This window comes from Pikeienuella sp., from assembly GCF_046290545.1.
Taxonomy (GTDB): Bacteria; Pseudomonadota; Alphaproteobacteria; order Rhodobacterales; family Rhodobacteraceae; genus Pikeienuella.
In genome coordinates this window covers 168,113-189,718 of record NZ_JBKAGV010000007.1, presented here as the reverse complement: position 1 = coordinate 189,718, position 21,606 = coordinate 168,113, and the positions used below count along the sequence as shown (strand labels likewise).

The 21,606-nt window shown below is 69.7% G+C and carries 21 protein-coding genes and 1 tRNA gene; 12 read left to right on the top strand and 10 right to left on the bottom strand.

All coding sequences use genetic code 11. From position 1 onward, the window contains the following. Position 1: 1 nt before the first annotated feature. The 3 genes from ACE37J_RS05975 (at position 2) to hflX (ending at position 3,218) form a co-directional block, all read left to right on the top strand. A complete protein-coding gene (locus tag ACE37J_RS05975) occupies positions 2–1,534 on the top strand; it encodes a potassium transporter TrkG (protein WP_409708556.1) in 1,533 nt (510 codons plus the stop codon). A 135-nt stretch (positions 1,535–1,669) separates the two neighbouring features. After that, on the top strand, positions 1,670–1,909 hold the full coding sequence (gene hfq, locus ACE37J_RS05970; RefSeq protein WP_409708553.1) for an RNA chaperone Hfq: 240 nt from the start codon (positions 1,670–1,672) through the stop codon (positions 1,907–1,909). Continuing rightward, entirely contained in the window at positions 1,902–3,218 is a 1,317-nt protein-coding gene (gene hflX / locus ACE37J_RS05965) for a GTPase HflX (protein ID WP_409708696.1), read from the top strand. The genes hfq and hflX overlap by 8 nt, the downstream gene beginning before the upstream one ends. A 63-nt stretch (positions 3,219–3,281) precedes the next feature. On the opposite strand, the gene ACE37J_RS05960 is transcribed toward hflX, so the two are convergent. Genes ACE37J_RS05960 through ACE37J_RS05945 form a run of 4 tightly spaced genes read right to left on the bottom strand, consistent with a single transcriptional unit; the run spans position 3,282 to position 7,419 of the window. Continuing rightward, complete coding sequence (locus ACE37J_RS05960; protein ID WP_409708550.1) at positions 3,282–4,589, bottom strand: TRAP transporter large permease; 1,308 nt, start codon at positions 4,587–4,589, stop codon at positions 3,282–3,284. Then, positions 4,589–5,116: a TRAP transporter small permease gene (locus tag ACE37J_RS05955; RefSeq protein ID WP_409708547.1), complete on the bottom strand. Its 528-nt coding sequence runs from the start codon at positions 5,114–5,116 to the stop codon at positions 4,589–4,591. Before ACE37J_RS05955 ends, ACE37J_RS05960 begins: the two co-directional genes overlap by 1 nt. A gap of 55 nt (positions 5,117–5,171) precedes the next feature. Then, positions 5,172–6,134 (bottom strand): TRAP transporter substrate-binding protein, encoded by a 963-nt coding sequence (locus ACE37J_RS05950; protein WP_409708544.1) that lies wholly within the window; start codon positions 6,132–6,134, stop codon positions 5,172–5,174. A gap of 22 nt (positions 6,135–6,156) precedes the next feature. Beyond that, positions 6,157–7,419: an NAD(P)/FAD-dependent oxidoreductase gene (locus tag ACE37J_RS05945; RefSeq protein WP_409708541.1), complete on the bottom strand. Its 1,263-nt coding sequence runs from the start codon at positions 7,417–7,419 to the stop codon at positions 6,157–6,159. A 131-nt stretch (positions 7,420–7,550) separates the two neighbouring features. Here ACE37J_RS05945 and ACE37J_RS05940 point away from each other — a divergent pair, with 131 nt between their 5' ends. The 5 genes from ACE37J_RS05940 to ACE37J_RS05920 all read left to right on the top strand — a co-directional run bounded on the left by ACE37J_RS05940 (position 7,551) and on the right by ACE37J_RS05920 (position 10,772). Next, positions 7,551–8,252, top strand: coding sequence for an aspartate/glutamate racemase family protein (locus ACE37J_RS05940; protein ID WP_409708538.1), 702 nt, complete (start codon positions 7,551–7,553; stop codon positions 8,250–8,252). Beyond that, a complete protein-coding gene (locus ACE37J_RS05935) occupies positions 8,249–9,712 on the top strand; it encodes a pyridoxal phosphate-dependent decarboxylase family protein (protein WP_409708535.1) in 1,464 nt (487 codons plus the stop codon). The genes ACE37J_RS05940 and ACE37J_RS05935 overlap by 4 nt, the downstream gene beginning before the upstream one ends. A 34-nt stretch (positions 9,713–9,746) precedes the next feature. Next, positions 9,747–9,823: transfer RNA gene (locus ACE37J_RS05930), tRNA-Arg, on the top strand. Between the two features lie 588 nt (positions 9,824–10,411). Continuing rightward, positions 10,412–10,567, top strand: coding sequence for a hypothetical protein (locus tag ACE37J_RS05925; protein WP_409708532.1), 156 nt, complete (start codon positions 10,412–10,414; stop codon positions 10,565–10,567). Between the two features lie 46 nt (positions 10,568–10,613). Further along, a complete protein-coding gene (locus tag ACE37J_RS05920) occupies positions 10,614–10,772 on the top strand; it encodes a hypothetical protein (RefSeq protein WP_409708529.1) in 159 nt (52 codons plus the stop codon). Between the two features lie 13 nt (positions 10,773–10,785). Here the strand turns inward: ACE37J_RS05920 and ACE37J_RS05915 are convergent, their stop codons facing one another. After that, positions 10,786–11,238 (bottom strand): type II toxin-antitoxin system RatA family toxin, encoded by a 453-nt coding sequence (locus tag ACE37J_RS05915; protein WP_409708526.1) that lies wholly within the window; start codon positions 11,236–11,238, stop codon positions 10,786–10,788. 78 nt (positions 11,239–11,316) lie between these two features. Between ACE37J_RS05915 and hpt the strand changes: the two genes are divergently transcribed. Next, positions 11,317–11,850 (top strand): hypoxanthine phosphoribosyltransferase, encoded by a 534-nt coding sequence (gene hpt / locus ACE37J_RS05910; protein ID WP_409708523.1) that lies wholly within the window; start codon positions 11,317–11,319, stop codon positions 11,848–11,850. 724 nt (positions 11,851–12,574) lie between these two features. Here hpt and ACE37J_RS05905 read toward each other — a convergent pair. The 4 genes from ACE37J_RS05905 to lipA form a co-directional block, all read right to left on the bottom strand. Further along, positions 12,575–14,854 carry a GAF domain-containing protein gene (locus tag ACE37J_RS05905; RefSeq protein ID WP_409708520.1) on the bottom strand — a complete coding sequence of 760 codons (2,280 nt, stop codon included), beginning with the start codon at positions 14,852–14,854 and terminating at the stop codon, positions 12,575–12,577. Beyond that, the gene (locus tag ACE37J_RS05900; RefSeq protein ID WP_409708517.1) at positions 14,847–15,389 is read right to left on the bottom strand and encodes a hypothetical protein; all 543 of its coding nucleotides are present in this window, start codon (positions 15,387–15,389) and stop codon (positions 14,847–14,849) included. Before ACE37J_RS05900 ends, ACE37J_RS05905 begins: the two co-directional genes overlap by 8 nt. A gap of 70 nt (positions 15,390–15,459) precedes the next feature. Continuing rightward, positions 15,460–15,831, bottom strand: coding sequence for a putative quinol monooxygenase (locus ACE37J_RS05895; RefSeq protein ID WP_409708514.1), 372 nt, complete (start codon positions 15,829–15,831; stop codon positions 15,460–15,462). Further along, complete coding sequence (lipA, locus tag ACE37J_RS05890) at positions 15,828–16,784, bottom strand: lipoyl synthase (protein ID WP_409708511.1); 957 nt, start codon at positions 16,782–16,784, stop codon at positions 15,828–15,830. The genes ACE37J_RS05895 and lipA overlap by 4 nt, the downstream gene beginning before the upstream one ends. 146 nt (positions 16,785–16,930) lie before the next feature. On the opposite strand from lipA, the gene ACE37J_RS05885 reads away from it, so the two are divergent. The 3 genes from ACE37J_RS05885 (at position 16,931) to ACE37J_RS05875 (ending at position 20,475) form a co-directional block, all read left to right on the top strand. Beyond that, positions 16,931–18,820 (top strand): phosphatidylglycerol lysyltransferase domain-containing protein, encoded by a 1,890-nt coding sequence (locus tag ACE37J_RS05885; RefSeq protein ID WP_409708508.1) that lies wholly within the window; start codon positions 16,931–16,933, stop codon positions 18,818–18,820. Between the two features lie 53 nt (positions 18,821–18,873). After that, positions 18,874–19,671, top strand: coding sequence for a crotonase/enoyl-CoA hydratase family protein (locus ACE37J_RS05880; protein WP_409708505.1), 798 nt, complete (start codon positions 18,874–18,876; stop codon positions 19,669–19,671). A gap of 63 nt (positions 19,672–19,734) precedes the next feature. Then, positions 19,735–20,475, top strand: a complete 741-nt coding sequence (locus tag ACE37J_RS05875; RefSeq protein ID WP_409708502.1) for a VIT1/CCC1 transporter family protein — start codon at positions 19,735–19,737, stop codon at positions 20,473–20,475. A 1-nt stretch (position 20,476) separates the two neighbouring features. On the opposite strand, the gene ACE37J_RS05870 is transcribed toward ACE37J_RS05875, so the two are convergent. Next, the gene (locus tag ACE37J_RS05870) at positions 20,477–21,478 is read right to left on the bottom strand and encodes an aromatic ring-hydroxylating oxygenase subunit alpha (protein WP_409708499.1); all 1,002 of its coding nucleotides are present in this window, start codon (positions 21,476–21,478) and stop codon (positions 20,477–20,479) included. Positions 21,479–21,606 lie beyond the last annotated feature (128 nt).

The window sequence follows — 21,606 nt, the reverse complement described above, 5'->3', positions numbered from 1 at the left end:
CATGCGCTGGCGGGGCGCCCCCGTTTTCGGCCTCGCGCTCATCGCGCTCGGGGCGATGATGGCGGCGCCGGCCGCGCTGGCATGGGCGGAGGGGGACGGGGCAGGGGCCGCCGCCTTCGGCTACAGCGCCCTCGTCACGCTCGCCGCCGGTTTCCTCCTTTCGGTGGCGATGCGCCGGCGGGCGGACGGGCGGGAAGCTCCTGCCTCGGGCGAATTCCTGACCCTCCTCGCCATCCTCGCGCTCTGCCCGGTCGCAGCCGCGGCGCCGGTCGCCGCCGCCGCGCCGTTCCTTGCCTTCGAGGGGGCCTATTTCGAGATGGTCTCGATGATGACGACGACGGGGGCGACGGTGTTCGACCGGCTCGGCGAGACGAGCGCGGCGATCCGGCTCTGGCGTGTGCTCGTCGCCGGCTTCGGGGGCTTCGTCGCGCTGGCGATGGCCTGGGCGCTTCTCGCGCCGCGGAGCCTCGGCGGATTTGAGGTCCGGGCCGACCAGGGCCGGAGCACGGCGATCGGCCGGCTGGCGGGCGACCCGGTCTGGGCCGGGGGGCGGCCTGTGGAGGCGGCGGGGGACAGGCTCTCGGCCGCGGTCCGCTCGGTCCTGCCGGTTTATGCCGGGCTCATCCTCGCGCTTTCCCTGATCTTCTCCGCGCTCGGCCATGCGCCGCTGGAGGCCTTCGCCGGGGCGGTCGGCCTCATGTCCACCAGCGGCGTGCGCGTCTCGGACGGGCCGGCCTTCGCCGCCTCCGGGTTCTCGGGCGAGCTGGTCGCGGCGGCGGCGCTCGTCCTCGCGGTCACGCGGCACACCTATGGCGGAACCGGGCGGCCGCCCTTCGAGTTCCGCGCGATGCGGACGGACCCGGAATTGCGGCTGCTCGCCGCCGTGGTGCTGACGGTGACGCTCTGGTTTCACCTCCGCCACTGGCTCGGCGTTCTCGACCTTGAGGACGGCGCGGGGCAGGGCGCCTTTCGCGCCTTCTGGGGCGCGCTCTTCACCACGCTCTCCTTCGCGACGACGACCGGCTATCATTCGGCGGACTGGGCGGCCGCCCGCGCCTGGAGCGGGCTCGACAATCCGGCGCTCGTCCTCCTCGGGCTCGCCGTCATGGGCGGCGGCGTGGCGACGACCGCCGGCGGGATCAAGCTGCTGCGCGCCTACGCGCTCTACCGCCACGGCGCGCGAGAGCTGGAGCGGCTCGTCCGCCCCTCCTCGATCCAGGGGGCGAAGGAGGGGCGACGCGGCCTGAGGCGAGAGGGCGCGCAGATCGCCTGGGTCTTCGTCATGCTCTTCATCATCGCGCTCGCCTTCGCCATGCTGGGCGTAAGCCTGACCGGCGTCGCCTTCGAGCCCGGCCTCGCGGCCGCCGTGGCGGCGATTTCGAATACCGGCCCGCTCTTCCAGACGATGACCGGGGGCTCCTGGCTCACATCCCTCACGCCCGAGGCGCGGGGCGTGCTCGTCGTCGCGATGATCGTGGGGCGGGTCGAGATTCTGGCGCTCATCGCAATGATGAATGCGGAAACCTGGCGCTGAGGCGCCCGTTTCGCTGCGCTCCCTGCAAATAGCACTGGAAATGCTGCGCCGCAGCGCACACATTGACGCCACGGGCAGGCAGGCCGCCGCCCGCAAGACCGGTGCTGAAACAGGCGAAAAAAGAAGGACCCAAAAATGGCCGGAGACAAGCAGAACCTGCAGGACGCATTCCTCAACCATGTGCGCAAGAACAAGATTCCGGTCACAACCTTCCTTGTGAACGGGGTGAAGCTCCAGGGCGTCATCACCTGGTTCGATAATTTCTGCGTCCTTCTGCGGCGTGACGGGCAGTCGCAACTCGTGTACAAGCACGCGATATCGACGGTGATGCCATCGCAGCCGATCACGCTCTACGAAGGGGAAGACGCTGGCTGAAGCCCCGCGCACCCGCGCTTTCGTCATCCATCCGGAGATCCGCGCGCCCGGCGCGCGGCTTCGTGATGTTCCGACCCAGCTCGCAGAGGCGGTGAGCCTCGCCGCCGCGCTCGACCTCGACCTAGTCGGCGCGGAGCCGGTGACGCTCAACCAGCCGCGGGCCGGCTGGCTGTTCGGCTCGGGCAGGGTGGAGACGCTCGGCGCCGCCATCGCGGAGGCGGAGGCGGAGCTCGTCATCATCAACGGGCCTATCACGCCGAAGCAGCAGCAGAACCTCGAAAAGGCCTGGAAGGTCAAGATATTGGACCGGACGGGCCTGATCCTCGAAATCTTCGGGGAGCGGGCGCGCACGCGCGAAGGCGCATTGCAGGTCGAACTGGCCCATCTCGAATACCAGCGCGGCCGGCTCGTCCGCTCCTGGACCCACCTCGAACGGCAGCGCGGCGGGCTCGGCTTCGTCGGCGGCCCCGGCGAGACGCAGATCGAGGCGGACCGGCGGGCGCTGGACGAACGCATGATCCGCATCCGCCGCGCGCTCGAAAAGACTGTGCGGACGCGGGAGCTCCATCGCGGCGCGCGGGAGCGGACGCCGTTTCCCACGGTCGCGTTCGTCGGCTATACCAACGCCGGAAAGTCCACGCTCTTCAATCGGTTGACCGGCGCCAGCGTCTTCGCGAAGGACATGCTCTTCGCGACGCTGGACCCGACGATGCGCGTTGTCGATCTGCCCGGCGGACGGCGGATCATCCTCTCGGATACGGTGGGCTTCATCGCCGACCTGCCGACCCAGCTCATCGCCGCCTTCCGCGCGACGCTTGAGGAGGTGCTGGAGGCCGACATCGTGATCCATGTCCGCGACGCCGCCACGCCGGACGCCGCCGCGCAGGACGAGGACGTGACGGAGACGCTGCGCGCGCTCGGGCTCGGCGAGGAACGGCTCGGCCGCGTCCTGACCGTTCATAACAAGATCGACCTGCTGGAAGCCGACGCGCGCGCCGCGCTGATCGAGCAATCCGCGCGGCGGCCCGGCGAGATCGCGCTTTCCGCCGTCACCGGCGATGGCGTTGGTGCGTTGCTCGAGACGCTCCGCGAACGGCTTGGCGCGGCGGACAGCGTGCGCCGGCTGCGGCTGACGCCAGGCGCTGGCGAGGCGCTGGCCTGGCTCTATCGCCACGCCGATCTCCGCGCGCGGGAGGACGGGGAAAGCGGCGTGACCGTGGAGGTTTCTGCGCCGGACGCCGTATTCGAGCGGATGGAGCGCCGCTTCGGCGCGGATTACGTGACGCTCGCCGGCCCCGCCTTTACTTGACATAATATTCATTATGCGGGGAATGGGTGTGCGCGAGGGCGCTGCTCCCCCGCAGCACGCGCCCTATGGCCGGTTGCGCAACTGCTCCGGCAGCCATGTCGCCAGTTCCGGCGCGGCGTAGAGGATGAAGACCATCACGACCATGATCGCGAACATCGGCAACGCAGTCTTCGCGATATAGCCGATCTCCCGCCGGGTGAGCCCTTGCATGACGAAGAGGTTGAAGCCGATCGGCGGCGTGATCTGCGCCATCTCCACCACGACGACGATGAAGATGCCGAACCAGATCATGTCGATCCCCGCCCCGCGCACCAGCGGCTCGACCACCGCCATGGTGAGGACGACGGAGGAGATCCCGTCGAGGAACATGCCGATCACGATGTAGAACAGCGTCAGCGCCACGATCAGCGTGAAGGGCGAAAGCTCCAGCGCGCCGATATAGGCGGCGAGTGCGCGCGGCAGCCCGGTGAAGCCCATCGAGAGCGAGAGGAAGGCCGCGCCCATCAGGATCAGCGCGATCATCGCGGAGGTGCGCGCGGCGCCCATCAGGCTCTCGAAGAAGGTCGCCATCGTGAGGGAGCGTTGCGCGGCGGCGAGGGTGAGCGCGCCCAGCACGCCGAAGGCCGCCGCCTCCGTCGCTGTCGCGAAGCCGAGATACATCGAGCCGATCACGAGGAGGACGAGGAGGATCACCGGGATCAGGAAGCGTGAGTTCCAGAGCCGTTCCCCGAGCGGCATCCGCGGCTCCGCCTCGGGCCTCTGCCGTGGGAAAAGATAATGCCAGGCAACGATATAGGCCATGAACATGGAAGCGAGCACGAGGCCCGGGATGACGCCCGCCATGAAGAGCTGCGTGATGGATTCGTTGATCGTTACGCCATAGACGATGAGCGTCAGCGAGGGCGGGATCATCAGCCCGAGCGTCGCGGCGCCGGCCAGCGTGCCGAAGGTCATGAAATCGGGATAGCCGCGGCGCTGCAGCTCCGGGATCGACATCTTGCCGACAGTCGTGAGCGTTGCGGCGGAGGAGCCGGAGACGGCGGCGAAGATCGTGCAACCGACGACATTGGTATGTAGCAACCCCCCGGGCAGCCTCGCAAGCCAGGGCGAGAGGCCGCGGAACATGTCCTCAGAAAGCCTTGTTCTATAGAGGATTTCCCCCATCCAGATGAAGAGCGGAAGGGCTGTCAGCGTCCATGAGGAGGAGGAGGCCCAGATCACGGTCAGCATCGCGTCGCCCGCAGGCCGTGAGGTGAAGAGTTCCATCCCCACCCAGGCGACGCCCATGAGCGCGAGCCCGATCCAGACGCCGGAGCCAAGCAGAAGGAAAAGGACGAAAAGGAAGATTCCGGTGAGCGCGACCTGATCCATCACTCCCGCGCCCCCGCCGCATCCGGCTCCGCGACGCCCATATGCGCCGTCAGGACAAGCCGGATCACGTGATCCCAGAGGGCGATCGCAAGAAGGCAGGCTCCTGCGGCCAGCGCCAACTGCGGGATCCAGAGCGGCGTCGCATCCTGTCCCTGGCTGATATCGTTCAGCTTTTCGGACCAGTAGACGAGATTGATCGCGTATCGGGCGAAGAATGTGGCCGTAACGGCAGCGATCACATGCGCCCAGATCTCCCCCGCCTTCCGCCAGCGCCCCATCCGCCCGAGAAGGAGCGTGACGCGGATATGCGCCCCCCGGTTCAGCGCATGGGCGAGGGTCAATGCGGAGGCCGCCGCCATGCAATAGCCGGCATAGGCGGTCGCGCCGGGAAAGACCTGCCCCGTCCAGCGCGCGACCATCTGGGCGACGATGATGACAAGGATGAGGACGAGAAACCCCGCTCCCGCGATCCCGCCCGCAAGGTAAAGTCCGTCCAGCAAGCGCCTGACAGCCCGCGCCATCGCCATCCCCTTTCGTGAAGCGCCCCCTCCCGGCCGGGAGGGGGCGAGGAGCCCCTGCCCCTTACTGCGCCTTGTAGGCTTCGAGCAGCGCGGCGCCCTTTTCGCCGGCCGCCGCCTTCCAGTCCGCCGCCATCGTCGCGCCGACCTCGGTGAGCCCGGCCTTCAGCGCCTCGGACGGCGCGGAGACCTTCATGCCGTTTTCGGCCAGCGTCTTCAGATAGCCGTCCGCGAGCGCCGCGGAGGTCGCCGTGCCTTCCGCCTGCGCCTCGGCGGCAGCGGAGAGGAGGCAGCCGCGGCTCTTCTCGTCCAGCGCCTCGAAGGCGTCCTTGTTGGCGAAAATGGTGTTGCGCGGCAGCCAGGCCTGCGTGTCGTAGAAGTGCGTGAGCTGCTCCCAGACCTTGCTGTCCACGCCCGTCGAGCCCGAGGAGATGAAGGACTCGGCGACGCCCGTCGCCAGCGCCTGCGTCAGCTCCGCCGCTTCGACCTGGACGGGAAGCATCTTGGTCAGCTCGGCCAGCTTTGCGGTTGCGGCGTTGTAGGCGCGGAACTTGGTTCCTACCATGTCATCAAGGTTTTCCACCTCTTTCTTGAAGTAGAATCCCTGCGGCGGCCACGGCACGGAATAGAGCAGCACGAGGTTCTGCTCCGCCAGCGCCTCGCCAATCGCGTCCTTCGTCGCGGCCCAGAGCTTGTCGCTCTGCTCATAGGACGTGGCGAGGAAGGGCACGCTGTCCACCCCGAAGAGCGGATCCTCGTTCGCATGGGCGGAGAGGAGGCGTTCCCCGATCGGGGCCTGCCCCGTCTGCACCGCGCGCTTGATGTCCGCGCCGCCGAAGAGCGAGCCGCCGGCGTGGATCGTGATCGTCAGCGCCCCGCCGGTGCAGGCGGCGACCTTCTCGGCGAAGAGCTTGCCGTTCTGGCTGTGGAAGTTGGAATCGGGATAGGCCATCGGCATGTCCCAGTTTTCGGCCGCGGCGGGGGCGGCGATCAGGGCCGCGAGGGCGGCGAGCTTCATCGGCTTCATCTGTCAGTCCTCCTGTTGGTCTTCATGCATGCATCCTTGCGGGCCGGTCGGGCGCAAAGGGGGAAAGGTCGGCGTTCGGCCGGTCGCCCGTGATCAGGCCGGCGAGCCACCGGCCCGTCTTCGGCCCCCCGGTGAGACCGACATGCTGGTGGCCATAGCCGAGCCAGACATTCTCCGCCGCGGGCGAGCGCCCGATCACAGGCAGGCTGTCCGCCGTCGCCGGGCGGTGGCCCATCCAGCGGTCGATCCGCTCATAGCGGAGATCGGGGAAGGCGGCCTTCGCCTTCGCCTCGATCATCCGGAAGGGCGCCTCCGAGGGGCCGGCGTCCAGCCCCCCGAACTCGACGACGCCGGCGCAGCGGAGACGCCCCTCCATCGGGGTGGCGACGAACTTGCCAGCCGCCACCATCACCGGCGCGCGCGGCATGTAGGAGGGCGAGACGAACTCGATGTGATAGCCCCGCTCCGTCTCCAGCGGCATCGAAACGCCGAGCCGCTTAGCCAGAGGGCCGGACCATGCGCCGGCAGTGACGACGAGATGATCGGCCGCGATCTCCCCCCGATCCGTGACAAGGGCGGCCGCCCTGCCCGCCTCCATCCGGATGTCGGAGACCGAGGCGACGAGGGCTTCGCCCCCCTGCCCCGTGAAATGCGCATGAAGCGCATGGGCGTAGGCGCCCGGGTCCGAAATCCTTCCGTGGCCCGGGCAGCGCACGGCGAAGCCGAACCGGCCGGCGATCGCCGGGTCATAGGCGGCGAGCGCATCAGCGTCCATGTCCTCGGAAGCGAAGCCGCGGGCGCGGCGAATGCGCCAGGCGTAGGCGTCCGCCTCGTAGTCCTTCCGGCTCGAATAGCCGAAAAGATAGTCGCAGGGATGGATGAACCGCTCCGCCCCCGTGCCCGCGGCGAGCGAAAGATGCTGGTCCACCGTATCGCCGAGAAGAAGCGCAAGCGCATCCGCGATCCGCTCCACCTTCGGCCCCGTCGCGTGGGAGAGATAGCTCATCAGGAACGGGGCGAGCCGCGGGAGATAGGACCAGCGGAGAAAGAGCGGCTTCATCGGGTCGAGCAGCATGCCCGGAACCTTGGCGAGAAGCCCGGGCGTCGTCACCGGCACGATGGAGGCTGCGGCGAGCAGGCCGGCGTTGCCGTAGCTCGCCCCGGCTGCAGGTCCTTCCCGGTCCACCAGCGTCACGCGGGCGCCGGCGCGCTGCAGCCATATGGCGGCGGAGAGCCCGACGATCCCCGCACCGACGATCGCGACATGAACGCCCGCTTTCTCCACCCGCATCTCCCTGCATTTGCGCGACGATCCTGCGTCATCCACAATTTGTCAACAAATTATCAACGAGCACCAATCTTGCGCCTCGCAGAGCGTCGGGGGAAAGCTGGCGCGCGTCAACAGAGGGGGCGGGGATGATCGCGAAGGGCGGCAAGGCGGTTTACGGCGTCGATGTGGGCGTCCTGATGCTGGAGGCGCGATTTCCGCGCATCCCCGGCGACATGGGCAATGCGCGGACATGGCCCTTTCCCGTCCGCTATCGCGTCGTGCGCGGCGCCTCGCCCGACCTCGTGGTGCGGCGGGGCGCGCCCGGGCTGCTCGATCCCTTCATCACGGCGGGGCGGGAGCTGGCGGAGGAAGGGTGCCGGCTCATCACCACCAATTGCGGCTTCCTCTCTCTCTTCCAGGCGGAGCTTGCGGCCGCCCTGCCCTGCCCGGTCGCCACATCCTCGCTCATGCAGGCGCGCATGATCGAGGCGACGCTTCCGCCCGGCCGCCGCGTCGGCGCGCTCACGATCTCGGCGGCGACGCTCACGCCCGCCCATCTCGCCGCCGCCGGATGCCCGGCGGACATGCCGGTCTGGGGCGTGGCGGAGGGCTGCGAGTTCCAGCGTGTGATCCTCGGGAACGAGGAGCGGCTGGACGTGGCGCAGGCTGAGGCGGACATGGTCTCCGCCGCGCTGGCCTTCCAGAAGGCGCATCCGGAGCTCGGCGCGATCCTCTTCGAATGCACGAACATGCCGCCCTACAAGCGCGCCGTGGCGGAGGCGACGGGGCTGCCCGTCTATTCCATCGAGACGCTGCTCCACTGGCTCGTCGCCGCGCTGCCGGCATGAGGGAGACGCCGAGCCTCGACCCGGAGGACTGGCCGGCCTTCCGCGCCCTCGCGCGCCGGATGCTGGAGGCGACGCTCGACCATATGGAGGGCGCGGTGGCGCGGCCCGTCTGGCGCGAGACGCCGCCGGAGGCGCGTGCGGCGCTGCGCGCTCCCGTTCCTTGGGAGGGCGCGGGGGCGGAGGCGGCGGCGGAGGCCGCGCTCGAACACATCCTGCCCTTCGCGACCGGGAACACCCACCCGCGCTTCTTCGGCTGGGTCCACGGGTCTGGGACGCCGGGCGGATTGATCGCGGAGATCCTCGCCGCCGCGATGAACGCCAATTGCGGCGGGCGGGACCATGCGGCGATCCTCGTCGAGCGGCAGGTCATCGAATGGTGCCGGGAGTCGTTCGGCTTTCCGGAGGGCGCGGGCGGGCTCGTTCTCTCCGGCACGTCGATGGGAACCGTCCTCGCCCTTCTCGCGGCGCGGGAGCGGGCGGCGCCCGGCGCGCGGAAGCGGGGAGTCGGCGCGGCTCGGCTGACCGGCTACGCCTCCGCCGAGTCGCATTCCTGCATCGCCCGCGCCTTTGACCAGATCGGGCTCGGGACGGAGGCGCTGCGGCTCATCCCCGTGGACGGCGACTTCCGGATGCGGATCGAGCCGCTCCGCGAGGCGATCCGGGCGGACAGGGAGGCGGGCGCCCTGCCCTTCCTCCTCGTCGGCGCGGCGGCGACGGTGAACACCGGGGCGACGGACGATCTTTCCGCCCTCGCCGACATCGCAGAGGAGGAGGGGCTCTGGCTCCATGTGGACGGCGCCTTCGGCGCGCTCGCCGCGCTCGCCCCCGCCCTGGCGCCGCGACTGAAGGGGATGGAGCGGGCCGAGAGCCTCGCCTTCGACTTCCACAAATGGGCGCATGTGAACTACGACGCCGGGGCCGTGCTGGTGCGGGAGCGCTCCGCCCTGCTCGAAGCCTTCGGGCAGGGTGCGGATTATCTGGCGGGGATGCCGCGCGGGCTCGGCGGGGGGAAGCCCTGGCCCTCCGACATGGGGATCGAGCTTTCCCGCGGGTTCCGCGCGCTGAAGGTCTGGTTCGCGCTGAAGGAGCACGGGCTGAACCGGATCGGGGAGAAGATCGCGGAGAACGTCGCCTGCGCCGCCCGGCTCGCCCGGCTCGCGGAGGCGGCGGAGGATTTCGAGCTTCTCGCCCCCTGCCCGCTCAACATCGCCTGCCTCCGCTGGGCCCCCCCGGGCTTCGCGGGCGATCTTGACATCCTCAACCGGGAGATCGTGATGCGCCTGCAGGAAGGCGGCCTCGCCGCCCCCTCGACCACGATGATCCGCGGCCGCCTCGCCATCCGCGTGAACGTGACCAACCACCGGACAAGGGCGGAGGACATGGACATCCTTTTCGAAGCGATCCGCCGGACGGGAAAAGCCGCCCTCCCCCCGCTTGCAACCCGCGCCCGCCCCGGTTAAAGACGCGCATCCCGGCGCGACAAGCGCCGCGGCGGCGCCCGTAGCTCAGCTGGATAGAGCACCAGACTACGAATCTGGGGGTCAGGAGTTCGAATCTCTTCGGGCGCGCCATTCTTTCTCTTAGTGCGCTACCGCCCTTCGGGCTGCTTGAGCGAGCTTCTTGTGCGCTACCGCCCTTCGGGCTGCTTGAGCGAGCTTCTTGTGCGCTACCGCCCTTTGGGCTGCTTGAGCGCGTTGAGGGGCGCTTCGCTCCGGCCTTGGCGCTTGTTGGGCCCGTTTGAGGGCGCTCAACTCGGCCGTTTCAGGGGCGATTTCGGGGGATTTCCATGGAAATCGGCCTCGGAGCATTGATAATATACGAAAAAAGCCGTGATCGATTGTTTCAGCCTCCGGTTTCCGCTCTCCGCTCCGGTGGAGCGGCCCTCTCCTGCTCTCTCAGCGCCCCGGACTTGATCCGGGGCCTCGACGGTTTGGGCGCTTCGTTCTGCGGGGCCCCGGATCAAGTCCGGGGCCGGCGGGGGATGGCGGGGCCGGGTCGGGTTCCCGTCGGGGCATGTCTCTCGTCTTCAACGCGCTGCGCCATGGCCCCCAAACAGAAGCGTCGAGCGGCGGCGCGTCAATCCGCCCCGCCGGAAAGCGGAGCGGATTGGAACCCTCACGGCGCCGAAGCGTTTCACCCCGAACGCAAGGAGACCGACAATGAGCATAGAAACGCTGCTGATGATCCTCGCGCTCGGAACGCTCGCGGCCTTCGCCGGCTTCGCCTTCGTCTCTCGGAAGCGCGTGAGGGACAGGCGCGAGGACCCCGAAGCGCCGAAATCGACCCTCGCCGCCGATGCGCCGGACCAGCGCTGACTCTGGCGCTGAAGCCGGCGTGCGCCGCCGTAGACAGGAGAAGACCATGATCGACCCGAAGGAAAATCCGCTGAACCTGAGAGACCGGGAGCCCGAACAGGGCGAGCCGTTCTCCGAGCCGAAGGCCGGGGGGCTCTATCCCGTCGCCGGGATCGCGGCGGCCGCCGTGATCCTCGTCGCGGTCGTCGCGTACTACGCGATCTGACGCGGCGCCGCGCTCAGCGCTTTCCGTAGAGCGCGGCGGCCCGCCCCTCGAAGGCCCGCACGATGCGCCGCATCGCCTCGTCGAAGACGAGGCCGATCAGCGCCTGCAGCGTGCGGGACTTGAACTCGAAATCCACGAAGAAATCGACCTCGCAGCTCGTCTCGCTCACCGGCGTGAAGCGCCAGTGATTGTCGAGATAGCGGAAGGGCCCGTCGAGATAGCTGACGTCGATCTCCCGCTGTTCCGGGCGGAGGACGACGCGGCTGCCGAAGCGTTCGCGGAAGAGCTTGAAGGAGATCACGAGGTCGGCGTCCACCACCTCGCCCCCCTCCGTCTGCCGCCGGCCGCGGATGCGCGCCGCAGCGCACCAGGGCAGGAATTCGGGATAGGCGGGCACGTCCGCGATCAGCGCATACATCTCCTCCGCGCTGTACGGCATCACCCGTTTTTCGGCATGCGTCGGCATCGTTCCCCTTCGGCCCCCGGTTGCGGCGGGGCGCAACCTCTCCCATTGTGCCTTCCGGAACAAGGCGGGAGGCGGGGCATGAAGCCGCATCGGGTCGAGATCATGATCTCCGAAGCGCAGATTTCCGCCCGTGTGGGCGAGATGGCGGCGGAGATCGAGGCGCATTTCGAAGGCACGGAGAAGCTGGTGCTGGTCGGGCTGCTGCGCGGCTCCTTCATCTTCATCGCCGATCTCGCGCGGCGGCTCTCGTTGCCGGTGGAGATCGACTTCATCGAGGCCTCTTCCTACGAGAGCGGCACCAGTTCGAGCCGGGAAGTTCGAATCCTGAAGGATCTTCGCGCGCCGATCGAGGGGCTGGACGTGCTGGTGGTGGAGGACATCGTGGACACCGGCTTCACCCTCACCGCCGTGATGGAGCTTCTGGCCGCGCGGCGCCCCGCGCGGCTCGAAATCTGCGCGCTGCTCGACAAGCCGGCGCGGCGGGAGGTCGAGGTGAAGGCGCGCTTCACCGGATTCGAGATTCCGGACGAGTTCGTCGTCGGCTACGGGATCGACTATGCGCAGCGGAACCGGAACCTGCCCTATATCGGGCGGGTGGTGTTCGAGGAATAGGGCCGGCGGCCGCCCTTGCAGGCGGCGGGCGAGGGCGAAGCGCGGCCTGACGCGATCAGCCCTCCCGGCCCGGATTTCCGCGCCTCGATCAGATTCGCGCCGCACTCCCGCGGAGTCGGCGTCGCCAAGTGGCTTTAGGCGCCCGGCACTGCATGATCTCCGCCCATGATGCATCAATGGTGATTGTGCACCATCAACGCCCTTTGTGCTGCGCAGGGAGCGGGGCGACGTTATAGCCGACGCGGAAACGCCGTGCCGCACAGCTCGGTGCAGCGCTCGCCCGCTTTGGCCGGAGCGCCCGCCAAGGTCCTCCGCCGACACCGGCGGCGACCGGATGAGCCGCCTCGGCTGGCCGCAATCGGGTCAACCGGTTCCGCCCGCGGCGGCGCGCGGATATCGCGGCCGGCGCGCTCTTGCCGCCTGAGGCGCGGCGGGTCCTTCCCGCCTTCATCAAGAAGGCCGCACCCCGCCCCCGCGCCCAGCGGCTCGGCCAGAATAGGGGCGCCGCTCAGTATGGCGTGGGGCCGCCTTGCGCCATGCGGGGCGGTGAGCGCGGTCGCTGCGCTTGTGGCGCTGAAGGGATAATGCCCCCATCGCGAGAACATTCTCCGGTTCCGCGCCCGGCGGCTCCGCCCGATGCGGCGCGCAGCGCCCGATACGAGCGGTCGCCATCCCGTCATGCGATGCGGCCGTCATGCCTTCCGCGCCTGAGGCGCGGCGCCGCTTACTTCGTCTTCATCACGAAGACGCCGTCCCACCCCTCGCCCGGCGGCTCGGCCTGCATCAGGGCGCAGCGCTCGATATAGTCGGTCGCCATCGCGTCATGCGGGTTGGCCTTCAGCGCCTCCTTGAAGGAGCGGACGGCGCGCTTCCAGTCCTGCTTGCGGTAGCGGTCCACCCCCTCGCGGAAATGGCCGACCGCCTCCATCAGGTTCGGGAAGCTTTCCTCGCTGTGATAGTCGAGGCATTCGTAGATATCGACCGGCTTCGTCTTGCCCTTCACCTGCACCCGGTCGATCTCCCGCAGCCGGTAGATGCCCTTCAGCCGCTTCACCGTGTGTTCGGAGAGGAGGATGCGGGCGTGATAGGTCTTGCAGGCGCTTTCGAGCCGGGCGGCGAGGTTCACGCCGTCGCCGATCATCGTATAGTCCATCCGCTTCCGGCTGCCGATATTGCCGGCGACGATGCTGTCCGTGTTGAGGCCGATGCCCATGTCGACCGGCGGCTCGCCCCGCCGCTTGCGCGCCTCGTTCCAGTCGCGGAGCGTGGTGAGCATGGCGACGGAGGCGCGGACGGCGCGATCCTCGTCGTCCTCATGGCTGATGGGGATGCCGAAGGCGGCCATCATCGCGTCGCCGATGAACTTGTCGAGCATGCCGCCCTGGGCGGAGATGCAGTCCACCATCAGCTCGAAATATTCGTTGAGGAGCTTCACCGTGCCCTGCGCGCCGAGCGATTCCGTGATCGTGGTGAAGCCGCGGACATCGGAGAAGAGGACGGTGGCGATCGTGTCCCGCCCGCCGAGCATCTCGTCCTGGCTGCCCTCGGCCAGCATCTGGTCCGCCAGTTTCGGGTCCATGTAGCGGGCGAGCGTGGACTTCACGCGCTTCTCGGCCGTGATGTCCTCGATCATCACCATCGCGCCGAGGAAATCGCCCTCGCCGGATTTCAGCGGCAGCATGGTGAGGTTGGTGGTGATGGAGCGGCCGAAGAAATCCAGCTCCACGCCCATGATGATGTCGCCCTCGCCCGTCTCAAGCACCTTGCGGAGCCGGTCCACCAGCCAGAGATTGTCATCCCCGATCGCCTCGCCCGGCTCGCCGACGACCTTTTCCGGCGTCCGGCCCATGAGCCGCGCGGCGGCGGCGTTGCAGGTTCGCACCGTCATGTCCCGGTCCACGGTGATGACGCCGTTCGTCATGCTCTGGAGCATGGCGTCGGTGTAGTTCTTCATCATCTGCACGTCGGAGAAGAGCTTCGCGTTCTCGAGGCCGATGGCGATCTGCGCGGTGAAGGCCTTCAGGCGGCTCTCGTCCTCCCCGTCGAAGGGGCCGCCGTGCTTGTTCAGCACCTGGGTGACGCCGATCACCTTGCCCTGCTTGTTCACCACCGGGACGCAGAGGATGGAGCGGGTGAAGAAGCCGGTCTGCCGGTCGAAGGAAGGGTTGAAGCGGAGGTCGGCATAGGCGTGCGGGATGTTGATCGTCTTGCCGGTCGAGAACACGGTGCCGGCGATGCCGGCGGTGTTCGGCAGGCGGATCTCGAAACTGTCGAGCCCGGCGCCGACATGGGAGAAGAGCTCGCCCGTCTTCTCGTCGTTGAGGAAGAGCGTGGAGCGCTCCGCGTCCAGCATCCGCGTCGCCTCGGACATGACCTTGTTGAGCAGCCGGTTCAGCTCCAGCTCCGAGGTCATCTCCGAGATGATGTTGAGGAATTCGACCTCCCGCTCCCGGCTCTTCTCGATCCGCTCGACGAGTTGCATGGATTGCAGGGTGATCGCGCATTGCGTGGTGATGCCCTGCAGGATGTCGAGGTCGCGCTGGGTGAAGCGCCCCGTCTCCTTGTTCAGCATCTGGGCGACGCCGATGATCTCGTCCTTCGCCGTGCGGATCGGGGCGCAGAGGATGGACTGGGTGCGGAAGCCCGTCTCCCGGTCCACCTGGTCGTTGAAGCGCGCGTCCTTGTAGGCGTTCTCGATGATCTCCCCGGTTCCGGACTGGAAGACGGCGCCGGCGATGCCCTCGTCGTTCATGATGCGGATCTCGCGCCGGCGCATGCCGAGCGCGACGCGGCTGAAGAGCTCGCCCGTCGTGGGGTCGTTGAGGAAGAGCGTGCCGCGCTCGGCCCCCGTCTCCTGCGCGGCGAGGTCGATCAGCGTCTCCAGCACCGTATCCAGCGTGTCCTGCGCCGCAACCTTGCGGGAGACGTCCAGCAGCATCCTCAAATGCTTGAGCTGGTCCTCATGCGTCTCGCCGGTCCGGTTCGGCGCCGCATCCTCAGGCATGGCTCCTCTCCCTGTCGGCCCGGTCGCGCAGGGCGGCGATGGTGGCCTGAAGCTCCTGGATCTCGCCGCGGTGGATGCGGGAGGCCTCCTGCATCGCCTCGGCATGGCGCAGCGTCTGCCGGTCCATCTCCCCGCGGAGGGCGTTCACCGCCTCCCGCATGTCCTGCAACTCGCGGTTGGAGGCGGAGCGTTCCTCCTGCATCCGGTCCTGGGCGCGGGCGCGCTCCTCCTCCAGCCGCAGGCGGAGGGACTGGATCGTGTCCCTGAGCTGCTGCATCTCGTCCGCCGCCTCGCGCCGCTGTTCCTGCTGGCGCGCATCCGCCGCGGCGGACGCCGTCTCCATCGCGGCGCGGAGCGCCTGCGCCGTCGCCTTCAGCTGCTCGATCTCCCCGCTCGCCGCGGCCTGCGCGGCCTGCACTTCCGAAAGCCGCCGCGCCTCCTCCGCCTCCAGCGCGGCGCGCAGGGCCGCTATCGTCTCGCGCAGCGCGCGGGCGTCAACATAGCCGGGGTCCTGTTTCTCGTTGGTCTCGTTCAAGGCCGTTTCCTCTTTCCCCACGACAGCATACCAGACCGGACGTGCATTCGGGATCGTCTCCTCCCGGCGCTCATCCGGCTCCGTCCGGCGAGCCCGGGCGCACGAAACCCGCCGCGCGCTTCAGGGTCGAGACCGTCATGAACGGGCCGGAATTGGGCGGGAAATTCTGTTCGAAGAGCGCGCCATGACGCTTCAGGAACCCTGTGAAGACCGGGCCCGAGACATGGGCCGAGAACGCCGCCTCGTCCGCATAGACCTCATAGAAAGTGACCTCGCCGGCCGGAGCTGCGGGCAAAGAGGCGCCGCAGGGTTCGTGAACGAGATAGGCCAGCGTGCCCGGCTCCTCCGCGAGCACCGCCTCCGCCAGCGAAGAGAGCGCCGCCCGCGCCTCCGCCTCGCGCCCCGGCTTCAGATACCAGCGGGAGATGAGCGTATGGGTCACGCGCCCCCCGTCCGTTCGAGCCGCGCGGCGCGCAGCCTCTCGAAGTCATCCCCCGCATGGTAGCTCGACCGGGTGAGCGGCGAGGCGGAGACCATCAGGAAGCCCTTGGCGAAGGCCGTCCGCTGATAGGAGGCGAACTCATCCGGCGTCACGAACCGGGCGACGGCGTGGTGCTTCGGCGTCGGCTGGAGATATTGCCCGATGGTGAGGAAATCGACATCCGCCGCGCGCATGTCGTCCATCACCTGAAGCACCGCCTGCCGCTCCTCCCCCAGCCCGACCATGAGGCCGGACTTGGTGAACATCGCCGGGTCGAGCTCCTTCACCCGCTGGAGAACGCGCAGCGAGTGGAAATAGCGCGCGCCGGGCCGCACCTCGGGGTAAAGCCCCGGCACGGTTTCGAGATTGTGGTTGAAGACGTCGGGCCGCGCCTCCACGACCGTCTCCAGCGCGGAGGGCGGGCATTTCAGGAAGTCGGGCGTCAGCACCTCGATCGTCGTTCCGGGCGCGCGGCGGCGGATGGCGCGGATCGTCTGCGCGAAATGCTCGGCCCCGCCGTCATCGAGGTCGTCCCTGTCCACCGAGGTGACGACGACATGGGAAAGGCCGAGGGTTTCGACCGCGTGCGCGACGCGGCCCGGCTCGAACACGTCGAGCGCCTGAGGCCGCCCGGTCGCGACGTTGCAGAAGGTGCATCCGCGCGTGCAGATCTCGCCCATGATCATCATCGTGGCGTGGCCCTGGGCCCAGCACTCGCCGACATTCGGGCAGCCGGCCTCCTCGCAGACCGTCACCAGGCGATTCTCGCGGATCGTGTCGCGGGTCTTGCGGTAGCCCGCGGAGGTCGGCGCCTTCACCCGGATCCAGTCCGGCTTGCGGGGGGAGGCGTTGTCGGCCCGGTGCGCCTTTTCTGGGTGCCGGCCGGCAGGGTCTTTCAGGTCTCGGTCTTTCATGGCGCGCATCATAGCCCTTCGCCGCGCCCGCGTCTTGTCCGCTTTTCGCGAAATCGAGCGGACAGGGGAGCGGCGGATTAAGAATTCGTTCAGCGCCGCCGACGATCCCTCTGTCCCTGTTCCGCCGGTCGGTCGGGGTGTGTCGCATGGTTTCTGTTTCGGCGGTATCCGCCCCTCGACCGCGTCAGCGCGCGCGTCTCGTCGCGCAGGCCGCGCTCGCCGCGCTGTCTCTCGCGCTTGTCGCAGGCCTCCTGCATGACCGGATTGCGGCGGCGGACCTTTCCGCCGCGCTGCGGATCGCGGGAGAGACGGGCGCGGGGCCGCTCGCGCTCGCCGCGGCGGCGGCGGCGCTGAGCTGGGCCGCGGTGGCGGGCTATGACGTTCTGGCGCTCGGCGCCGTGGGGATGCGCCTGCGGCTCCGCCGCGCGCTCACGGTCGGCTTCACCGCCTCCGGCCTCGGGCAGTGCCTCGGCTTCGGCGTGCTGGTCGGCGGCGCGGCGCGCTGGCGGATGCTCCGGCGGGAGGGGTTGGGGCCGGTCCGGGCCGGGAAGGCCTCGCTCATCGTCGCGGGCGGCTTCTTCGGCGGGCTCGGCGCCTTCGCGCTCATCCTCGCGCTCCTGCTCCCCTCGGCCCGGGCGCGGCTGGAGACGCTCGCGCCGGGCTTCGAGGGCGGATACGCGCCGGCGGCGCTCGCGCTCCTCGCGGCGGCCGGCGCCCTTCTCCTCCTCCGGCGGCGGGCCGGCGCCGCGGGGTGCGGCCTCGCCTTCGTCGCGCTCGCCGCGGCGGATGTCGCGCCGGCGGCCTTCGCGCTCTGGGCGCTCCTGCCGGAGGGAACGGCCTTCGAGGCCGTGCTCGTCGCCTATCTCGCGGCGCTGACCGCGGGGCTTCTCTCCAACACGCCCGGGGGCTTCGGCGTGTTCGAGGGGGTTCTGATCGCGGCGCTGCCGGAGGCGCCGCTCGAGTCGATCCTCGCCGCGGTGATCGTGTTCCGGGTGTTCTTCCACGGCCTTCCCGGCCTCGCCGCCGGGGCGCTCCTGCTTCGCGCCGAGCTTTCCGCGCAGCGGGTCGAACGCGCGGCCCCCGACCCCCGGCTCGCCGGCGCCCTGCCACGGACGCGGCGGGCGGAAGCGGCGCTGATCCATCTGGGGGACAAGGAGGCGCTCTTCAGCGCGGACGGCGCGGCTTTCCTTCTCGTCGGCGCGCGGGGGCGCGGGCTCGTCGCGCTCGGCGATCCGGAGGGGCCCGTCGCGGCCTGGCCCGCGGCCTTCGCCGCGCTCCGGCGGGCGGCGCGGCGGCGCGGGCGGGGGGCGATGATCTATCGCGCCGGGCCGCGCGCGGCGGCTTTGGCGCGGGAAGCCGGCTTCGCCGCCTTCCGCATCGGGCGGGAGGCGATGATCGACCCGGCCGGCTTCGACCTCGCCGCCCCCTCCCGCCGGCGCCTCCGCCGCAAGGTGCGGCAGGCGGAGGGCGCGGGGCTCTCCATCACCTTCCATGAACCCGGCGCGGCGCCGCTCGGCCCGCTTCGCGCGATCAGCGACGCATGGCTCGCGGCGAAGGGCGGGGGCGAGCGGGGCTTCTCGCTCGGCCGGTTCGAGCCGAGCTGGCTCCGCCGCTTCCCGATCCTCGTGGCGCAGGACGAGGGCGGGCGCGCGGTCGCCTTCCTCAGCCTCTGGGTCTCGGGCGATGGCGGCGAATGGTCCATCGACCTGATGCGCGCGGGGCCGGAGGCCCCGCAGGGCGCGATGCAGGCGCTGATCGTCGCGGCGATCGGGCGGGCGCGGGCGGCGGGGGCGCGGCGCTTCAGCCTCTGCATGGCGCCGCTCTCCGGCCTCGAAGGCGTGACCGGCCCGGCCGCCCCCGCGCTTCGCCGCGCGGCGGAAATCGGCGCGGCGCGCCGGGGCTTCGAAGGGCTGGCGGCGTTCAAGGCCTCCTTCGACCCGGCCTGGCGGCCCTGTTACGCGCTCCTGCCAAAGGGGCCGGGCGCCGTCCCCGCGCTCGCCGCGCTCCGCGGGCTGGCGCGCGCGCCGCGGGGCTAGGCCCCTTCCCCGCCCCGCCCGCTGCGCCTAGTCTGGCGGCGGGAGGATGCGGCATGAGCGTGATCGTGGAGGACGAAGGGCCGGTCCGGATCGTGACCATCGAGCGCCCGGCGGCGCGCAACGCGGTCGATCCGGAAACGGCGACAGCGCTTTACGAGGCGTTCCTCGCCTTCGATACAAGCGAGGCCGCGGTCGCCGTGCTCACCGGCGCGGGCGGCGCCTTCTGCGCCGGGTTCGACCTGAAGCGTGCGGCGGGCGGGGTCGGCCCCGGCTGGTTCGAGGCGCTTGCGATCCGCGCGCCGGAAGACCTCGATCAGCCGAAGCCCGGACCGATGGGGCCGACGCGGCTCCGGCTCTCGAAGCCGGTCATCGCCGCCGTGGAGGGGCCGGCGGTGGCGGGTGGCATGGAGCTCGCGCTCTGGTGCGACCTTCGCGTGATGGCGGAGGACGCGTTCATGGGCGTCTTCTGCCGCCGCTGGGGCGTTCCGCTGATCGACGGCGGGGCGATCCGCCTGCCTCGCATCGTCGGCCAGGGCCGCGCGCTCGACCTCATCCTGACCGGCCGGGAGATCGGGGCCGCGGAGGCGAAGGGCTGGGGGCTGGCGGACCGGCTCGCGGCGCCGGGCGGCGCGCTCGTCGCCGCGAAGGCGCTGGCGGCGGAGATCGCGCAGTTCCCCTCAGCCTGCATGAGGGCGGACCGGGGCGTGGCGCTCGACCAATGGTCGCTTGCGCCGGGCGCGGCCTTTGCCCGCGAATGGCGCTCGGCCGGCGCGTTCGAGGCGGAGGGCGCGGCGGGCGCAGGGCGCTTCGCCGCGGGCAAGGGAAGGGGCGGCGACTTTTCGGACATCTGACCGCGTGGCGCCGCGGGCGCGGACGCCCTACCCTCTTCGCCAGCCATCCGAACGGAGAGCCAGATGACAACCGCCCGCAGCGAGGCCCTCTCGCATCATCTCACGCATGAACATCGCATCGGCAAGGTGCAGGAATTCCTCAAGGAAATCGTCTATGGCGGGAATGACGGGATCGTCACCACCTTCGCCATCGTCGCCGGGTTCGCGGGGGCCGGGGCGGAGGGGGCGGCGGCGGTCGGCGGCGTCGCCGTGCTCCTTTTCGGGCTCGCCAACCTCTTCGCGGACGCAACCGCGATGGGGCTCGGCGCCTTCCTCTCCTCCCGCTCGGAGCAGGACGTCTACAACGCCACGCGCGCGAAGGAGCTGAAGGAGATCGCCGAGAATCCGGAGATGGAGCGGCGGGAGACCATCGAGATCCTGCGCGAGAAGGGCGTGAGCGAGGAGGATGCGGTCGCGATGACGGATATCCTCCAGCGCCATCCGGAGTTCATGGCCGACTTCATGATGCAATACGAGATCGGCATGGCCGACCCTTCGGGCGACAGCCCGGCGATGAACGGGCTCGCGACCTTCCTCGCCTTCATCCTCTTCGGCGCGGCGCCGCTCATCCCCTATTTCCTGGCGGAGGCGAGCCCGGAGACCTTCCAGGCCTCGCTCGCCGCCTCCGTCCTCGCGCTCGTCGCGCTCGGCCTCCTGCGCTGGAAGGTGACGAACGAGACGGTGACGCGCTGCGTGGGGGAGACGCTGCTCGTCGGCGGGCTCTGCGGGCTCGTGGCCTACGGTGTCGGGCTGATGTTCGCCTGACTCAGAGCGCGCCGGCCTCCCGCAGCTTTTCCTGGAAATAGGCGACGCCCCGCTCGTGCCGGGGCGAGAGCGGGCCGGGGCGGTAGCCGCCGCTCTCGTAGTTCTGCTGCGTGGCGAGGCAGATCTCGAAATCCTCCCGCACGACGGCGAGATTGTCCGCGATGGTCTGTTCGCGGGCGGCCTCCGTCTCCGGCGACAGGTCCTCGAAGTAGAAGTTGTAGATCAGCTCCGTGCGCCGGTGATCTATCGGGTTGATGCGGGAGGTGTTCATGCCGCCGGCGAAGAGCGAGAGGGTCCAGTTCGGCCACATCCAGAGCCACTTGCCGCGATAGAAGAGGCCCTCCCGCGGCGGCGCGCTCATCCGCACCATGCCGTCATGCGCCGTCGTCTCGAACCGGTCGAACTCGATGGCGCGGTGAAAGGCGGGGTGGATGCCGGGGATGTGGTATCCCTCCACGAAATTGTCCGTGTAGATCTTCCAGTTGGCGTCGAAGACGAGCCGCTCCTCCCGCATCCAGCGATAGCGCTCGATCGGCTCGCTCTCGAGCTCGCCAGGAACCGCGCCGAGCTGCGCAGCGAGCGGCCCCTCGGGCGCGATGGCGACGAAGAGAAGCCCGCGCCAGATCTCCAGCGCGATCTCGTCCAGCCGCCAGGCGGCCATGTCGAATTCCGGGTCGTCGCCCCAGAAGGGGACGTTGAGGAGCGTCCCGTCCTCGTTCCAGACCCATTGGTGATAGGGGCAGCGGATGGTCGCGCAGCGCCCCGTGCCCTCCGGCAGGAGCCGCGCGCCGCGATGGCGGCAGACATTGCGGAAGGCGCGGAGCCCCTCCCGCGTCCGGATCGCGAAGACCTTCCGCCCCGCGATCTCCGTCGCGACATAGGCGCCCCGCTCGTCGAGCCGGGAGGCAGGGCCGAGGAGCTGCCATGTCCGCCCGAAGATACGCTCCGCATCGGCGGCGTGGATTTCGGGCGAGGTGTAGTTGATGGGGGGCAGGTTCAGCATGGGCGGCTCCGGGAGGTTTGGGCGGAGCGTCGGCGGAATCGGGGCGCGCCGCAAGCGGGGGCGGGCCTTCAGGCGCAGGTTCGATGGTCTGGCCCACGGCCTCGATCAGCGGCTTTCCAGTGAAAGCC

Bases quoted from the DNA above. Each gene is read 5' to 3' on its own strand.
- ACE37J_RS05975 (WP_409708556.1), top strand. From the start codon at position 2: ATGCGCTGGCGGGGCGCCCCCGTTTTCGGCCTCGCGCTCATCGCGCTC.
- hfq (WP_409708553.1), top strand. From the start codon at position 1,670: ATGGCCGGAGACAAGCAGAACCTGCAGGACGCATTCCTCAACCATGTG.
- ACE37J_RS05960 (WP_409708550.1), bottom strand. From the start codon at position 4,589: ATGGATCAGGTCGCGCTCACCGGAATCTTCCTTTTCGTCCTTTTCCTT.
- ACE37J_RS05955 (WP_409708547.1), bottom strand. From the start codon at position 5,116: ATGGCGATGGCGCGGGCTGTCAGGCGCTTGCTGGACGGACTTTACCTT.
- ACE37J_RS05950 (WP_409708544.1), bottom strand. From the start codon at position 6,134: ATGAAGCCGATGAAGCTCGCCGCCCTCGCGGCCCTGATCGCCGCCCCC.
- ACE37J_RS05940 (WP_409708538.1), top strand. From the start codon at position 7,551: ATGATCGCGAAGGGCGGCAAGGCGGTTTACGGCGTCGATGTGGGCGTC.
- ACE37J_RS05935 (WP_409708535.1), top strand. From the start codon at position 8,249: ATGAGGGAGACGCCGAGCCTCGACCCGGAGGACTGGCCGGCCTTCCGC.
- ACE37J_RS05925 (WP_409708532.1), top strand. From the start codon at position 10,412: ATGAGCATAGAAACGCTGCTGATGATCCTCGCGCTCGGAACGCTCGCG.
- ACE37J_RS05920 (WP_409708529.1), top strand. From the start codon at position 10,614: ATGATCGACCCGAAGGAAAATCCGCTGAACCTGAGAGACCGGGAGCCC.
- ACE37J_RS05915 (WP_409708526.1), bottom strand. From the start codon at position 11,238: ATGCCGACGCATGCCGAAAAACGGGTGATGCCGTACAGCGCGGAGGAG.
- hpt (WP_409708523.1), top strand. From the start codon at position 11,317: ATGAAGCCGCATCGGGTCGAGATCATGATCTCCGAAGCGCAGATTTCC.
- ACE37J_RS05905 (WP_409708520.1), bottom strand. From the start codon at position 14,854: ATGCCTGAGGATGCGGCGCCGAACCGGACCGGCGAGACGCATGAGGAC.
- lipA (WP_409708511.1), bottom strand. From the start codon at position 16,784: ATGAAAGACCGAGACCTGAAAGACCCTGCCGGCCGGCACCCAGAAAAG.
- ACE37J_RS05885 (WP_409708508.1), top strand. From the start codon at position 16,931: ATGGTTTCTGTTTCGGCGGTATCCGCCCCTCGACCGCGTCAGCGCGCG.
- ACE37J_RS05880 (WP_409708505.1), top strand. From the start codon at position 18,874: ATGAGCGTGATCGTGGAGGACGAAGGGCCGGTCCGGATCGTGACCATC.
- ACE37J_RS05875 (WP_409708502.1), top strand. From the start codon at position 19,735: ATGACAACCGCCCGCAGCGAGGCCCTCTCGCATCATCTCACGCATGAA.
- ACE37J_RS05870 (WP_409708499.1), bottom strand. From the start codon at position 21,478: ATGCTGAACCTGCCCCCCATCAACTACACCTCGCCCGAAATCCACGCC.